The 15423-nt window shown below is 73.2% G+C and carries 9 protein-coding genes and 3 tRNA genes; 7 read left to right on the top strand and 5 right to left on the bottom strand.

What is annotated here, in order from left to right; all coding sequences use genetic code 11:
* Positions 1-26 precede the first annotated feature (26 nt).
* Positions 27-5642, top strand: coding sequence for a type I polyketide synthase (locus ACFY3V_RS38850; protein WP_389780336.1), 5616 nt, complete (start codon positions 27-29; stop codon positions 5640-5642).
* Positions 5643-5789: 147 nt separating this feature from the next.
* On the opposite strand, the gene ACFY3V_RS38845 is transcribed toward ACFY3V_RS38850, so the two are convergent.
* Positions 5790-6827, bottom strand: a complete 1038-nt coding sequence (locus ACFY3V_RS38845) for a carboxymuconolactone decarboxylase family protein (protein ID WP_389780334.1) — start codon at positions 6825-6827, stop codon at positions 5790-5792.
* A 348-nt stretch (positions 6828-7175) separates the two neighbouring features.
* Here ACFY3V_RS38845 and ACFY3V_RS38840 point away from each other — a divergent pair, with 348 nt between their 5' ends.
* Positions 7176-8408 (top strand): sensor histidine kinase, encoded by a 1233-nt coding sequence (locus tag ACFY3V_RS38840; protein ID WP_389780332.1) that lies wholly within the window; start codon positions 7176-7178, stop codon positions 8406-8408.
* A gap of 37 nt (positions 8409-8445) precedes the next feature.
* Positions 8446-9117 (top strand): response regulator, encoded by a 672-nt coding sequence (locus tag ACFY3V_RS38835; protein WP_389780330.1) that lies wholly within the window; start codon positions 8446-8448, stop codon positions 9115-9117.
* A 221-nt stretch (positions 9118-9338) separates the two neighbouring features.
* Here ACFY3V_RS38835 and ACFY3V_RS38830 read toward each other — a convergent pair.
* From ACFY3V_RS38830 to ACFY3V_RS38820, 3 genes are all read right to left on the bottom strand, one after another.
* A tRNA-Val gene (locus ACFY3V_RS38830) sits at positions 9339-9413 on the bottom strand.
* Positions 9414-9427: 14 nt separating this feature from the next.
* Positions 9428-9498, bottom strand: a tRNA-Cys gene (locus ACFY3V_RS38825).
* A 27-nt stretch (positions 9499-9525) separates the two neighbouring features.
* Positions 9526-9597: transfer RNA gene (locus ACFY3V_RS38820), tRNA-Gly, on the bottom strand.
* Between the two features lie 152 nt (positions 9598-9749).
* Here ACFY3V_RS38820 and hutH point away from each other — a divergent pair.
* Positions 9750-11297, top strand: a complete 1548-nt coding sequence (hutH, locus tag ACFY3V_RS38815) for a histidine ammonia-lyase (protein ID WP_389780328.1) — start codon at positions 9750-9752, stop codon at positions 11295-11297.
* 81 nt (positions 11298-11378) lie between these two features.
* On the opposite strand, the gene ACFY3V_RS38810 is transcribed toward hutH, so the two are convergent.
* Positions 11379-12725, bottom strand: a complete 1347-nt coding sequence (locus ACFY3V_RS38810; protein ID WP_362907350.1) for an NAD(P)-binding domain-containing protein — start codon at positions 12723-12725, stop codon at positions 11379-11381.
* Positions 12726-12783: 58 nt separating this feature from the next.
* On the opposite strand from ACFY3V_RS38810, the gene ACFY3V_RS38805 reads away from it, so the two are divergent.
* The 3 genes from ACFY3V_RS38805 to ACFY3V_RS38795 all read left to right on the top strand — a co-directional run.
* On the top strand, positions 12784-13695 hold the full coding sequence (locus tag ACFY3V_RS38805) for a LysR family transcriptional regulator (protein WP_362907348.1): 912 nt from the start codon (positions 12784-12786) through the stop codon (positions 13693-13695).
* Positions 13696-13699: 4 nt separating this feature from the next.
* Positions 13700-14719 (top strand): chorismate-binding protein, encoded by a 1020-nt coding sequence (locus tag ACFY3V_RS38800; protein WP_362907346.1) that lies wholly within the window; start codon positions 13700-13702, stop codon positions 14717-14719.
* Positions 14716-15423 (top strand): aminotransferase class IV (locus ACFY3V_RS38795; protein WP_389780325.1); only part of this gene is annotated, 708 nt, incomplete at its 3' end. The genes ACFY3V_RS38800 and ACFY3V_RS38795, both read left to right, overlap by 4 nt.

Here is a 15423-nt window from a genome sequence, read left to right as displayed (position 1 = left end):
TCGACGTGTGGGGAAGGTGACGTGACATGGCGGACGAGCAGAAGCTCCTCGGCTATCTCCGGCGGGTGACCGCGGACCTCCAGCAGGCCCAGCAGCGGCTGCGCGAGGTGGAGGCCAAGGACCGCGAGCCGATCGCGGTCATCGCGGCGGGATGCCGGTTCCCCGGGGGCGTGCGCAGCCCCGAGGAGCTGTGGCGGCTCGTCGCGGAGGGCCGCGACGGCGTCTCGGAGTTCCCCGGCGACCGGGGCTGGGATGTGGAGACCCTGTACGATCCGGAGCTCACCCGGCCGGGGACCAGCTACACCCGCGAGGGCGGTTTCCTCTACGACGCCGGAGACTTCGACGCGGGCTCCTTCGGCATCTCGCCGCGTGAGGCGCTCGCCGCCGACCCGCAGCAACGGTTGCTTCTTGAGGTGTCGTGGGAGGCGTTCGAGCGGGCCGGCGTCGACCTGACCTCGCTGAAGGGCAGCCAGACCGGTGTCTTCGTCGGCGCCTTCTCCAGCGGGTACGGCACCGGCCTGGACGCGCTGCCGGAGGGGGTGGAGGGCCACCTGCTGACCGGCAACTCCACCGCCGTGATCTCCGGTCGGGTCGCCTACGTGTTCGGGCTCAAGGGTCCGGCGGTCACCGTCGACACCGCGTGCTCGTCGTCCCTGGTGGCGCTGCACTGGGCGTGCGAGTCGCTGCGGCGCGGGGAGAGCACGCTCGCCCTGGCCGGCGGGGTGACCGTGATGGCCACGCCCGAGGCTTTCGTTGAGTTCAGCCGCCAGCGGGGTCTCGCGCGAGACGGCCGCTGCAAGGCGTTCTCCGACGACGCCGACGGTACGGGGTGGGGTGAGGGCGCGGGCATGCTGCTGCTGGAGCGGCTGTCCGACGCGCGCCGCAACGGTCACCCGATCCTCGGGGTCATCCGCGGCTCCGCGGTCAACCAGGACGGTGCGAGCAACGGCCTGTCCGCCCCGAACGGGGTGTCCCAGCAACGGGTCATCCGCCGCGCGCTGGCCAACGCCGGTCTCGCCGCGTTCGACGTGGACGCCGTCGAGGCGCACGGCACCGGGACCACCCTCGGCGACCCGATCGAGGCGCAGGCCCTGCTCGCCGCGTACGGCGGGGACCGTCCGCAGGACCGGCCGCTCTGGCTGGGCTCGATCAAGTCGAACATCGGCCACACCCAGGCCGCCGCCGGGGTCGCGGGCGTGATCAAGATGCTGATGGCGTTGCGCGCCGGTGTCCTGCCCGCCACCCTGCACGTGTCCGAGCCTTCCTCCCACGTGGACTGGACGGCGGGGAACGTCCGGCTGCTGACCGAACCCGTCGAGTGGCCGGACGACGTGGACCGGCCCCGCCGTGCGGGAGTCTCCTCCTTCGGCGTCAGCGGCACCAACGCCCATGTGATCGTCGAGCAGGCCCCGGCCGCCGAAGGCGCGTCCGGGGAGCCGGGGGAGGTTGGGGAGCCGGCGCCGATGCTCGCGCTGCCGGGCGGTGCGGCGGCGTGGGCGGTCTCGGCGAAGAGCGCGCCCGTCCTGCGAGCACAGCTCGACCGCCTTCTCGCCTACGCCGAGGAGCACCCGGGACGGCCGGCCGCCGAAATCGGCCTCGCCCTGGCCGCGCGCACCGCCTTCCCGCACCGGGTCGTGGTGGTGGGACGCGACCGTGAGGAGTTGCTGGCCGGCGTGCGCGGGCTGATCTCGGGCGACACCGTCACCGGCGCGGTCACCGGGGTGGCGGCCGGGACGCCGGGCAAGACGGTGTTCGTCTTCCCCGGCCAGGGCTCGCAGTGGGCCGGGATGGCCACGGAACTGCTCGCCGCCTCCCCCCTCTTCGCCGCGCACCTCGCCGACTGCGAGCGGGCACTGGCGCCGTTCGTGGACTGGTCGCTGTCCGCTGTGCTGCGCGGGGAGGCGGGGGCACCCCCGCTGGACAGGGTGGACGTGGTCCAGCCAGTGCTGTGGGCGGTCATGGTGTCGCTCGCCCGGCTCTGGAGCGGTTACGGAATCCGCCCCGACGCCGTGATCGGCCACTCCCAGGGGGAGATCGCCGCCGCCACGGTCGCCGGGGCACTCTCCCTCGACGACGGCGCCCGCGTCGCCGCCCTGCGCAGCCGGGCCATCGGCGACGTGCTCGCCGGGCGCGGAGGCATGGTCTCCGTCGGGCTGCCCGTCGATGAGCTGACCGCGCGGCTGGAGCCCTGGCGGGACCGGATCTCCGTCGCGGCGGTGAACGGGGCCCGCTCGGTCGTGGTCTCCGGCGTCCCGGACGCCCTCGACGAGCTGATCGACGAGCTGACCGGGGATGGCGTGCGGGCCAGGAAGGTTCCCGTCGACTACGCCTCGCACTCCGCGCAGGTCGAGGAGCTGCGCGAGCGCCTGCTCCGTGATCTCGGGCCGATCGAGCCCCGCTCGGGCGAGGTGCCGATGATCTCCACGGTGACCGGCGACTGGATCGACACCACCGGCCTCGACGCCGAGTACTGGTACACCAACCTGCGCCGCACGGTCGGCTTCGACGGCGCCGTCCGCGCGCTCGCCGCGCAGGGGTACGGCGTGTTCGTCGAGGCCAGCCCGCACCCGGTGCTCACCATGGGCCTGCAGGAGACCTTCGACGCGCTCGGCCACGACGCCGTCGTCACCGGCACCCTGCGCCGCGACGAGGGCGGGCTGCCCCGGCTGCTCGCCTCCGCCGCCGAGCTGCACGTCCGGGGCGTCACCGTCGACTGGTCCGGCCTGTATCCCGGGGCCCGCCCGGTGGACCTGCCGACCTACGCCTTCCAGCGGCGGCGCTACTGGCTGGAGTCCTCGGCGGCCGTGCGGACCCCGGCCGCCGACCCGGTGGACACCGCCTTCTGGGAGGCCGTCGAGCACGGGAACGCGCTGAGCCTCGCCGACGACCTGCGGGTCGCTCCCGACGTCCTGAACGAGATGCTGCCCGCGCTGTCCTCCTGGCGTCGGCGCACGCGGGAGCGGGCCACGATCGACTCCTGGCGCTACCGGGTGGCCTGGCGGCCGGTCGGCGAGCCGGCGGGTGGCACGCTCACCGGCTCGTGGCTGGTCGCCCTGCCCGCGGACGACGCCCCCGCGACGACCGCGGTCGTCGCGGGGCTCGCCAGGAACGGCGCCCGGGTGATTCCCCTCGAGGTGGGCGGGCAGGACCGCGCCGCGCTCACCTCGGCGCTGCGCGACCGGCTCGCCGACGAGTCCGTGACCGGTGTGCTCTCCCTGCTGGCGCTGGACGAACACCTCCACCCGGTGCACCCGGGACTCTCACGCGGCACGGCGGCGACCGTCACCCTCGTCCAGGCCCTGAGCGACGCGGGCGTCACGGCGCCGCTGTGGGCCGTGACCTCCGGCGCGGTGGACACCGGCACCTCGGGCGCCGAGCAGACCTCCCGGGCGGAGCCGGGACGAAGCGGGGACGCCGCCCCGTTCCAGGCACAGGTCTGGGGGATCGGCACCGTCCTCGCCCTGGACCACCCGGACACCTGGGGCGGCCTCGTCGATCTGCCCCCCTCCCCGGACGAGCGGGCCGTCGACCGCCTCTGCGGCGTGCTGGCAGGGCCGGGCGGAGAGGAACAACTGGCGGTCAGGCAGAACGGGATCCTCGCCCGCCGGATGGTGCGGGCACCGATCGGCGCGGTCGAAAGCGCCTCAGGCTCCGGCGGTGTCCGGCGGCTGAGCGGCACCGCGCTCGTCACCGGCGGAACCGGCGGGGTCGGCGCGCACGTGGCCCGCTGGCTGGCGGGCCGGGGCGTCGAGCACCTGCTCCTGACGAGCCGGCGCGGACGCGCCGCCGAGGGCGCCGCCGAGCTGGAGGCCGAGCTCGCGGCCCTGGGCGTCACAGTCACGATCGCCGCGTGCGACGTCGCCGACCGCGAGGACCTCCGCCGCCTGCTGGACTCGCTGCCCGCCGAGTACCCGCTGCGCGCGGTGGTCCACGCGGCCGGCGTCGTCAGGGACGGCGCGCCGCTGCCCGGCACCACGGTCGAGGAGTTCGCCGAGGTCGGGCTGGCCAAGGTGGTGGGCGCGCGTCACCTGGACGAACTGCTGGGCGACCGGCCGCTGGACCTGTTCGCGCTGTTCTCCTCGGGGGCCGCCGTGTGGGGGCAGGGAGGACAGGCGGCGTACGCCGCGGCGAACGCGTTCCTGGACGCGCTGGCCGCCCGGCGCCGCGCCCGCGGAACGGCGGCCACCTGCGTCGCCTGGGGTGCCTGGGGCGGCGGCGGCATGGTGGACGACGAGGTCGGCTCCCGGCTGCGCCGCCTCGGCGTGCGTGCCATGGAGCCCTCCTCGGCCACGGCCGCGCTCGGCCAGGCCCTGGACCACGACGAGTCCCACCTGGTGGTGGCCGACATCGACTGGAGCCGGTTCGCCCCCGCGTACACCCTCTCCAGGTCCCGCCCGTTGCTGCGTGCCCTTCCCGAGGTCACCGCGATCCTCGACGACGGCGACGCCGAGGAGGAGACGGACGGAGCGCCGTTGACGGCGAGGCTCTCCGGGCTGCCCGAGGAGGAGCGACTGGACGTGCTCCGCGAGGCGGTACGGGCGCACGCCGCCAGGGTGCTCGGCCACCCCGGCCCCGAGGCGGTCGACGCGCACCAGAACTTCCTGGAGGCCGGCTTCGACTCGCTGACCTCCATGGAACTGCGCAACGGCCTTGTCAAGGCGACCGGGCTGCGGATGCCCGCGACGGTGGTCTTCGACTATCCCAACCCCTCCGACCTGGCAAAACACCTCCTGGGCGAGCTGGCGGCCCGCCTGGACGGTGCCGGCGAGAACGCGCCGGGCGGTGCGGACCCCTCGGAGACCCCCAGCGCGTTGTTCCACGAGGCCGCCCGCGCGGGGAAGATGCACGAGGCCATGGGGCTGCTGCGGGCGATGGCCGACCTGCGTCCCTCCTTCTCCTCTGTCGAGGAGCTCGACGAGATCCCGCCGCCGGTCAAGCTCGCCTCCGGGCCCGGCACACCCGCGCTGTTCTGCTTCAGCACCCCCATGGCGCTGGGCGGGGCGACCCAGTTCGCCCGGCTCGCCGCGAACTTCCGCGGTGTCCGGGACCTCTTCGCGCTCACGGTGCCCGGTTTCGCCAAGGAGGAGAGGCTTCCCGGTACGGTCGACGCCGCGGTGCGGGTGTGGGCGGAGTCCGTACGCCGGGCCGCGGGGGACGAGCCGTTCGTGGTCCTCGGCTACTGCGCGGGCGGTATCTTCGCGCACGCCGCCGTCGGCTACCTGGAGAGTATCGGGATCAACCCGCGAGGACTGGTCCTGCTGGACACCTTCATGCCCGACGACAAGGTCATCGACGACATCGGCATGCAACTGGTGCGGGGCATGTTCGACAGGGAGGCGTCGTTCGGCCCGTTCACCAGCGCACGGCTGGCGGCGATGGGTCGCTACTACCGGCTGTTCCGTGAGAGCACGGTGGGCGAGGTACGCGCGCCCATCCTGTTCCTGCACCCGGACACCCCGCTGACCGGCTTCGACGGCGAGATACCCGTCACCGACGACTGGCGCGCCTCCTGGCACACCGACCACGTCCTCCGTGAGGTCGAGGGTGACCACTACACCATGCTGGAGGACAGGTCGCCCTCGATGGCCCGTGCCATCGAGGGCTGGCTGGAGTCGCTGGAGTCGCCGCCCGCCGACCGCTGAGAACCGCGCCGCCGGGCTCACCCGGCCCGGCGGCGCCCGGGGTGCATCGGCGGCCTCTCGGGTACCGGCGAGAGAGTGGTGCACAGGTGAACGGGCCGAAGGGCTCGAACCACCCTTCGAGGCCGATCACGTCGTCGTGCGCCGTTGTCACGGCGACGGCGGCGCGGTCCGCGATCTTGTTCCGGACGGCTCGGGCAGATCCCGGCGGATCGACGCCTCGACGCCTTCGACAGCGGTGATCGCGCCGTACGCGATGAGCCGTACCAGGTCCGCGTCGTCGGGGTGGGTGACTCGCCAGGCCGCGACATCGGCGTCGGTGACGCGGTACGGTGCCAGCGCGGTGAGCAGGGCGAGCCTCGCCCCGGGAAGGTCGGAGCCGGTCAGGTCCGCCGACGGCCCGTCCAGCCACCCGCCACCCATCGCGGGATGCTCGCCGTCCCATGCGCCGACCGTCTCCAGCACGGCCGCGCGGGCCCGCTCGCCGAGCAGCGCCCCGCCCGCGCCCGCCGCCTCCCGAAGCGCGGCGAAGGCGGTACCCACCGGTGTGCCCGCCGCCCAGACAGGTTCCGGGAGCGCGGGTGGTTCCGCCAGAAAGGGGAGGCTCTCACCGGCCGGCAGTCGCCTGCGTACGGTGCGGGCCAGCACCCTGCCGCTCAGGTTGCGGACCAGTCGGGAATCCTGCAGCCTGCCGGGCAGCATGCTGTCGGTCAGCAGGGCAGAGGCGATGCGGTTGATGAAGTGGAAGGTCAGGGCGGTGCCGGCGTACTCGGCGGTGTGCTCAGCCGGGAACGGCGCCGGCTCCGGGCCCACCGCGCCGGGTGTTCGGGTGGCCGTCGCCCAGCCGAGGAGCGCGGCGTGTCCGGGGTCGGCGGGCGTGTCGCCGCGTGAGATGTCCTCGGCCAGCCGGTGGTCGCCGGTGGCGTGCAACAGGGTGGTGTGCGCGGCCACGCAGTACGGGCACCGGTTGGCCATGGACACGCCGAGCGCGACCACCTCCCTGCCGGTCCTGGAGGCGGGTCCGGCCACGAGCGACTCGCGCAGCAGCGCCCAGGTCGCGGCGAGCAGGCCGGGGACGGGGGAGAGCGTCATGAGGACCGGCATCCTGGCGAGGCCGAAGTCGGTGGTCGCCTGGCCGTAGACGGCGGCGATCCGGCCGGTCGCGGCCTCGGGCGTAACGGGAGTCACGTATCGGAAGGTGTTCGCCATCTACCGTCGTTCCCTTCGTGATGGTCGGCCGGAATGCCGCCGTCAGAAAATCCGGCGGCTGTGTTCCGGAGCGAGGTGGTTCCAGCGGCCGGGTTCTGCCTCCGGCCGGCCCGCGCCGGGGCGATGGCCGATGGTCAGGCCGGTGGTCGTCGGCCGGTCGGTGAGTCGATGGTCGCCGACCGGCCCGATCCCGGGCGTCGCATCGGCGGATGCTCTCGCGCCCGCCACCGGGGGCGTAGCGATCCCGGGCCTACTCCAGCGGGAGTAGCTCCGGTCCCCTCTCCGCGGAGGAGGCGGAGGAGGCGGCGCCCGGTCTACTGTTCGGGCATGGGTCGCATACGCGAATGGCGCGGGCACGTGCGCGGACCGCGGGGGCACGCGTACGGATGGCGCGATCGCGTACGCACCTGGGGCGGCGGGGTGCGCGGTGAGGGCGATCAGGTGCCCGACGCGGCACTCGCCGGGGGGATCGCCCTGCTGCTGGTGGTCGCGACGCTGGTCGGGCCGGAGCAGGGCGGTCCGCATGGGCCGGGGCCGGTCGAGTACGCGCTGCTGCTCGCCGGCACCCTGCCGCTCGCCGTCCGCCGCCGCCTTCCCGTCGTGGTCGCGCTGGTCACCGCGGTGTGCATGACGGCCTACTCGGTAAGGACCGGTGTCGGGCCTCCGACGGCCTTCCCGGTGCTGGTGGCCGTCCACACTGCGGTACTGACCGGTCACCGTGCCGCCGCGGTGGCCGCGAGCGTCGTCTTCCTGAGCGGTGATCTGGTGGCCGGCCTGTCGTCGGGGACCGGGTCCGGGGGACTCCCACAGCAGTCCACCGGCCTGCTGGTCGGCTGGTTCGTCGCCGCCGGCGTCATGGGCGTGGTCTCCCGCCACCGCCGGGACGACCTGAGGCGGGCGGAGGAACGCGCCGCCGAGGCCGAGCGCACCCGAGAGGAGACGGCCCGCCGCCGCGCGGACGAGGAACGGCTGAGGATCGCCAGGGAACTGCACGACTCGCTCACCCACAGCATCTCCGTGATCAAGGTACAGGCCGGGGTCGCGGTCCACCTCGCCCGCAAGCGAGGTGAGGAGGTGTCCGCGCCGCTGCTCGCCATCCAGGAGGCCGGCGGGGAGGCGATGAGAGAGCTGCGCGCCACCCTGGAGGTACTGCGCGACGACGAGCCGCCCGTCAGCGGGCTCGACCGCCTCACCGAGCTGGTCGAACGGTCGCGGGCGACGGGCCTGCCCGCGACCGTGGTCGTGGACGGGGAGCGGCGGCCGCTCTCGGTGGACGTCGACCGCACCGCGTACCGGATCATTCAGGAGGCGCTCACCAACGCCGCCAGGCACGCGGGTCCCGCGGCGGCGTCGGTGCGCATCACCTACGGCCCGAAGGAGCTGACCGTGCAGATCGACGACGACGGGAGGGCGGATCCCGGTGCCGTACCGACGCCCGGGGTCGGGCTGAGCGGCATGCGCGAGAGGGTCACCGCGCTCGGCGGGAGGCTGCGCGCCGGCCCCCGCAGCGAGGGCGGTTTCAGCGTCCGCGCCGAACTTCCCGTGGACGGTTCCGCGTGACGCGCGCCCGCGCCGGGCTTTCGCCGGAGGGGGCCCGGTGATCCGCATGCTGCTCGTCGACGACCAGGCGCTGATCCGCGCCGGATTTCGCGCCCTGCTCGACGCCGAGGACGACATCGAGGTGGTGGCCGAGGCGGCCGACGGGTTGCGGGGGGTCGAACTGGCCGCCCGGTACGTTCCCGACGTCGTGCTTCTCGACATCCAGATGCCCGTGCTCGACGGTATCGAGGCGACCAGGCGGATCGCCGCCGACCCGGACCTGGCCGGTGTGCACGTCGTCATCCTCACCAACTACGGGCTCGACGAGTACGTCTTCGACGCCCTGCGCGCGGGCGCGGCCGGATTCATGGTCAAGGACACCGAACCCGAGGACCTGCTGCACGGTGTCCGCGTGGCCGCGCGGGGCGACGCCCTGCTCTCGCCCGCCATCACCCGCAAGTTGATCGACCAGTACGTCTCCCGGCGCCCCGACGTGAGCACGGACGGCGCGATGAAGGTCCTCACCAGGCGCGAGCGGGAGGTTGTGGCACTGGTCGGCCGGGGCCTCAGCAACGACGAGATCGCCGCGCACATGGTGATCAGCCCGTTCACCGCCAAGACCCATGTCAGCCGCGCCATGACCAAAACCGGTGCCCGCGACCGTGCCCAGCTCGTCGTCCTCGCCTACGAGTCGGGCCTGATCACACCCCGATCCGTGGGCGGCCCGTAACCGCTCGGACGAGCCGGGCCGGGTGCTCGCCGGGCGAAGCGGGCGGCCGGTGGCCCGTCCGGGCCGATGGCGGCGGGGGCAGGAACAGGAAACCCGGCCGGGCCGATGGAGGTCGGCCCGGAACAGGCCCGGAAAAGGAAGCTCGACCTGGAACGAAAAGAAGGCCGTCGACGACCCCGAGCGGGGGTGTCGACGGCCGTTTCGCCGTGTTCCGTGGCGGATGGTGGACGATACAGGGATTGAACCTGTGACCTCTTCCGTGTCAGGGAAGCGCTCTCCCGCTGAGCTAATCGTCCTCGCTGAAAACCAGAGGTGGAGACGGGATTTGAACCCGTGTAGACGGCTTTGCAGGCCGTTGCCTCGCCTCTCGGCCACTCCACCGAGTGGGGGGCGGATGCCCCTTTTCCGAGCGGAAGACGGGATTCGAACCCGCGACCCTCACCTTGGCAAGGTGATGCTCTACCACTGAGCCACTTCCGCGTGCTTCCGGGACCGGCCCGGACTCACTGTGAGAACTCTAGCGAATACCCGGCGACTCCCCAAACCGAATACGGCCGCTATCGTGAGATGTAAGGAGCCAGCTATGGTTTCACCAGTTACCACGACTCACCCTACGCGAGAGAGTTGGCAGTATGCGCGACAACGATGTCGTGACCATCGGGCCGGAGCCGCTGAGCTTCGAGGAGGTCGTCAGGGTCGCCAGGCACGGTGCCCCGGTACGCCTCGGCGACGACGCCCTGGCCGCCATGGCGGCGGCCCGCACCCGGGTGGACGAGCTGGCCGAGAGCCCCACCCCCGCCTACGGCGTCTCCACCGGGTTCGGCGCGCTGGCCACCCGGCACATCGACCCCTCGCTCCGCGCCCAGCTGCAGCGATCCCTCGTACGCTCGCACGCCGCCGGCTCGGGTCCCGAGGTCGAGATCGAGGTCACCCGGGCGATGATGCTGCTGCGCCTGCACACCCTGGCCACCGGCCGCACCGGCGTGCGCCCGAAGACGGCCAGGGTGCTGGAGGGCCTGCTCAACGCGCGGATCACCCCCGTCGTGCACGAGTACGGAAGCCTCGGCTGCTCCGGCGACCTCGCGCCGCTCTCCCACGTGGCCCTCACGATCATGGGCGAAGGTGTCGTCCGCGACGCCGCGGGGGAGCGGGCCGACGCCGCGGAGGCGCTCAAGCAGGCGGGGATCGAGCCCGTGGAGCTCGCGGCGAAGGAAGGGCTCGCGCTCGTCAACGGCACCGACGGCATGCTCGGCATGCTCATCCTGGCGATGGACGACCTCACCCGCCTGTTCAGGACCGCCGACGTGAGCGCGGCCATGAGCGTGGAGGCGCTGCTGGGCACCGACCGCGTCTTCGCCGCCGACCTGCAGGCCCTGCGCCCGCATCCCGGGCAGGCGGCCAGTGCCGCCAACCTCAGGGCACTGCTCGACGGCTCGCAGATCATGGATTCCCATCGGGACGGCACCTGCACCCGCGTCCAGGACGCGTACTCCCTCAGGTGTGCCCCGCAGGTCGCGGGGGCCGCCCGCGACACCCTGGCGCACGCCGCCCTGGTCGCCGGGCGGGAGCTGGCCTCCGCGATCGACAATCCGGTGGTCCTCGCCGACGGCCGGGTGGAGTCCAACGGCAACTTCCACGGGGCCCCCGTCGGCTACGTGCTCGACTTCCTGGCCATCGCGGTCGCGGACATGGCGAGCATCTCCGAGCGCCGCACCGACCGCATGCTGGACGTGGCCCGCAACCACGGCCTGCCCGCCTTCCTCGCGGACGACCCCGGCGTCGACTCCGGCCACATGATCGCCCAGTACACCCAGGCGGCGGTGGTCTCCGAGCTCAAGCGCCTGGCCGCGCCCGCGAGCGTCGACTCCATCCCGAGCTCCGCGATGCAGGAGGACCACGTCTCCATGGGCTGGTCGGCCGCGCGCAAGCTGCGCCGTTCGGTGGACGGCCTCACCCGGGTGCTGGCGGTGGAGGTCTTCACCGCCGCGCGGGCCCTGGATCTGCGTGCCCCGCTGCGGCCGGCCGCGGCGACCGCGGCCGTCGTGGACGTCGTGCGCCAGTCCGTTCCCGGGCCGGGTCCCGACCGCTTCCTCGCTCCGGAGATCGAGACGGTGGTCCGGCTCGTCGCGGCCAACGCGATCGTCGCCGCGGCGGAGACGGTCACCGGCCCTCTGTCGTAGAGCCGGTACGGAGCCGGGCCGGGAGCTGCCACGGGCCGGTGGCTCCCGGCCCGCCGACGCGGCGGGTGGGCGCGGCCGCCGTCAGCGGCTCGTGGGGATGGCGGCGATCACCTCCACCTCGATGAGCAGCCCCGGCCGGAACAGCCGTGAGACCTCCACGGTGGTGCTGGCCGGGGGTTCGCCGGTGATGTGGCGCTCGCGCACGGCCGCGTACTCCCGCAACAGCGATATATCGGTCAGATGGCTCCGGATGTGAGTCACGTCGTCGAACGTGCAGCCCCGATCGGCGAGGACGCGTGACAGCAGGTCCATCACGTATTCGGACTGACGCGTCATGTCCCCCTCGCCGACGACCTTCCCCTCCTCGTCCAGCGCCACCTGCCCCGAGACGAACAGCAGGCCTGCGGCCTCGGTGGCGTGGGAGTAGAGCCCGTTGGTGGGAGGCACCGTGGCCGGGTTCAGTTTCCGCACGCCGACACGGCCCGGATCCCCCTCCCTGACGTCCCCGACGTTTTCGGTGGCCCCGATGTCCCCGGTATCCCCGACCGGTCCCTCCGCCACCTCCCGTTCCACCGGTAGCGCCTGGCTCGCGTCGTCCGTCCGCTCCGCCCCTGTGGGACCGGTCGTGGCGACGTGCGCGAAGATCGCTGTCAGGTCCGCCTCGGCGAGCCCGGCCGCGGCAGCGTCCGCCAGTCTCCTCCCGGCCGCGGCGGCGAGCGTCTGGGTCCCGTGCGCGGCCAGCCCCACGTCCTTGGCCGCCAGGCCGAGGGCGTAGCGCGTCTCATGCGGGCCGCCCTCGACGGCCGGGCGGACCCGTTCGACGAGGGCACTCAGCGGCGTGCCGCCGAGCACCTCCAGGAGGTCCGCGGTGTCCACCCCGGTCGCCCTCGCGTACGCGAGGGTCTCGGCGAGCAGCACCTGGGCGGGCACCAGCGCGCTCATGACGGCGAGCTTCATCGCCGCGCCCGCGCCGGGACCGCCGACCTCACGCACCCGGCCGAACACTCCCAGCACCTTCCGGCAGCGGGCAAGGTCCTCGGGCAGGCCCCCGGCCAGCACCGTCAAAGTTCCGTGCTCGGCCGGTCGCACGCTGCCCAGGACCGGCGCGTCGACCAGCCCCACCCCCGTGGGAAGCAGGTCGCGCAGCCCGGCCAGCGCCTCAGGCCCGATCGTCGACATCTCCGCGACCACCGTCCCGGCCCGCAGTCCCGGTGCCGCGTCCGTGAGGACCCGCCGCACCGCCGTGGGGTCGCTGAGCATCGTGACGACCAGCTCCGCCCCGGCCACGGCCTCGGCGGGTGACGCCGCCGAGGCGGCGCCCTCGACCGTGCGGGGGGTGCGGTTCCACGTCGTCACCTCGTACCCGGCCTTCACCAGTCGCCGGGCCATCGGGGCGCCCATGCGCCCCAGTCCGAGAAAGGAGATCATGCGCTCCACGCTACGAACCGGCGAGGCATTCCACAAATGACTAGATTGCATGTAAGCCATGCAAGGGAGGAATGTGTTCGACGTCGAGGCGTTGCGCCTGCTGGACACCGTGGCCCGCACCGGATCGTTCACCGCGGCGGCCGTCAGGCTCAACTACACCCAGTCCGCCGTGTCCCGCCGCATCGCCGCGCTCGAAAACCGGGCGGGCGGCCCGCTGTTCGAGCGGCTTTCGCGCGGGGTGCGGCTCACGCCCGCCGGTGAGGCTCTGCACCACCACGCCCAGGTGGTTCTGAACCGGCTGACCAGGGCGGAGGAGGAGCTGGCCGGGATCTACGGCGGCTACCGGGGGCGGCTGCGGGTGGGGGCGTTCGCCACCGCGAACGTCGCGCTCGTGCCGGGCGCCCTGCGCGCGTTCCGGGAGGACTTCCCCCGGGTCGAGCTCGTCCCGATCGAAGGGCCGAGCGGGAGTCTGCTGCGGCGCATGCGCGAGGGTGACCTGGACGTCGCGGTGATCAGCGACTACCTGGCCGAGCCGCCCCGTGAAGGGGGCGAGGAGGAGATGGAGCTGGTCGAGCTGGTCGGCGACGAGCTGCTCGTCGCGCTGCCCCGCGACCACCGGCTGGCGGCGGAGGAGATCGTCGACCTGCGTGAGCTGCGGGAGGAGGCCTGGATCGAGGCGCCCTCGCCCGGCCGGGCCACCGCGCTCGTCGCGGCCTGCGCCCGCGCCGGGTTCGCGCCTCGTGCCACGGTCAGGATCGGTGAGTGGACGGGCAAGTTCGGGTTCGTCGCGGCAGGGCTCGGCGTCACGCTCGTGCCCTCCATCGCGGCCTCCGCCGTGCCGCCCGATCTGGTGCTCCGCTCCCTGGGCGACCTCGCCCCGCGCAGGACCGTCTACGCGGCCCTGCCGCCCAACCCCCTGCCCGCCGCCCGCACCCTGGTACGGCTGCTGGCCGGAGCGGCGGGACAATAGGGAAGTGCATGATTCTTTTGCGCATGTCACCGGATATCTGGCGACCGGTCTCCGGGACCTCACCACCGATCTCGCCGCGCTGGACGGCGAGGGATGGTGGGCCGTCGTGGTCGACTACGAGGGCAAGGTGACGTGCGCCCGGTTCGGCGACGTCCGCAGGGCACCGCTGCCCGCGCCGCGCGGCCCCTGGCGGGGCCCGCACCCGTCGTCGTGGCGCACCTCCCTGGACCGGGCCGCCTACGAGGACGGCGTGCGGCGCATCCGCGCCTACATCGAGCGGGGCGAGGTCTACCAGGCCAACCTCTGCCGGGTGCTGACCGCGCCGCTCCCGGCGGGGGAGGAGCCCGACCCGCTCGCCCTGGCCGTACGGCTGGCGGAGGGCAACCCCGCCCCCTATGCCGCCACGGTGAGCCTGCCGGGACTGGCCGTCGTGTCGGCCTCCCCGGAGCTCTTCCTGTCCAGGAACGGCGACGTGGTCGAGTCCGGGCCGATCAAGGGAACCGGGGTCACCGCGGGGGACCTGCTGGAGAAGGATTACGCGGAGAACGTGATGATCGTCGATCTCGTCCGCAACGACCTGGGCAAGGTCGCCGTGGTCGGTTCGGTGAGCGTGCCCGCCCTGTGCGAGGTGGAGGAGCACCCCGGGCTCGTGCACCTGGTCTCCACGGTCCGGGCGCGGCTCGCGCCGGAGTACGGGTGGCCGGACCTGTTCTCCGCGACCTTCCCGCCGGGCTCGGTGACCGGAGCCCCGAAATCCTCGGCTCTGAGGATCATCGATGAGCTCGAACCCGAGCCGCGCGGGCCCTACTGTGGAACCGTGGGCTGGGTCGACGCCGACCGGCGGCGGGCCTGCCTGGCCGTGGGAATCCGCACGTTCTGGTTGTCGTCCGACGAGATCCGTTTCGGTACGGGCGCGGGCATAACCTGGGGGAGCGACCCGCGACGCGAATGGGACGAGACCGAGTTGAAGGCCTCCCGGCTCATCGCGCTGGCATCAACATCAGGTTCAGAAGGAGTCGGATGAACGTACCTATATGGCTTAACGGGGCACTTGTCGCTCCGGATCAGGCCACCGTCTCGGTGTTCGATCACGGCTTGATGGTCGGTGACGGGGTGTTCGAGACCATCAAGTGCGTGAACGGCACCACGTTCGCGCTCACCCGCCACCTCGACCGGCTCACGCTCTCGGCGCGGCGGATGGATCTGCCCGACCCCGACGTGGAGGCGATCGCCGACGGGGTCCGCGCCTGCCTGGCCGAGGCCCCGCCCTGGAAGCTCGGCCGCGTCCGCGTCACCTACACCAGCGGCCCGGGACCGCTCGGCTCCGACCGGGGCGACCAGGGCTGCACGACCGTGGTGATCGTCGACGAGCAGAAGCCGTTCCCGGCCACCGCCGACGTCACCGTCGTGCCCTGGCCGCGCAACGAGCGCGGCGCGCTCGCCGGGGTGAAGAGCACCTCCTACGGAGACAACGCCAAGGCGCTGTTCTACGCCAAGGCCAGGGGCGGAGGCGAGGCGATCTTCGAGAACCTCGCGGGCGACCTCTGCGAGGGCACCGGCAGCAACGTCTTCGTCGTACGCGACGGGAGGCTGCTCACCCCCACGCTCGCCTCGGGCTGCCTGGCGGGGGTCACCCGCGCGACCTCTTCCTCCGTCGCGGTGGGAGGCAGTCGTTCTTCGCTCGCGCTCGCCTTCGTGAACACGCGCCGGAGGAGGTCGTCGATGTCT

The organism is Streptosporangium sp. NPDC000095, assembly GCF_042899335.1.
Lineage (GTDB): Bacteria > Actinomycetota > Actinomycetes > Streptosporangiales > Streptosporangiaceae > Streptosporangium.
This window is presented reverse-complemented; position numbering and strand designations above follow the sequence as displayed.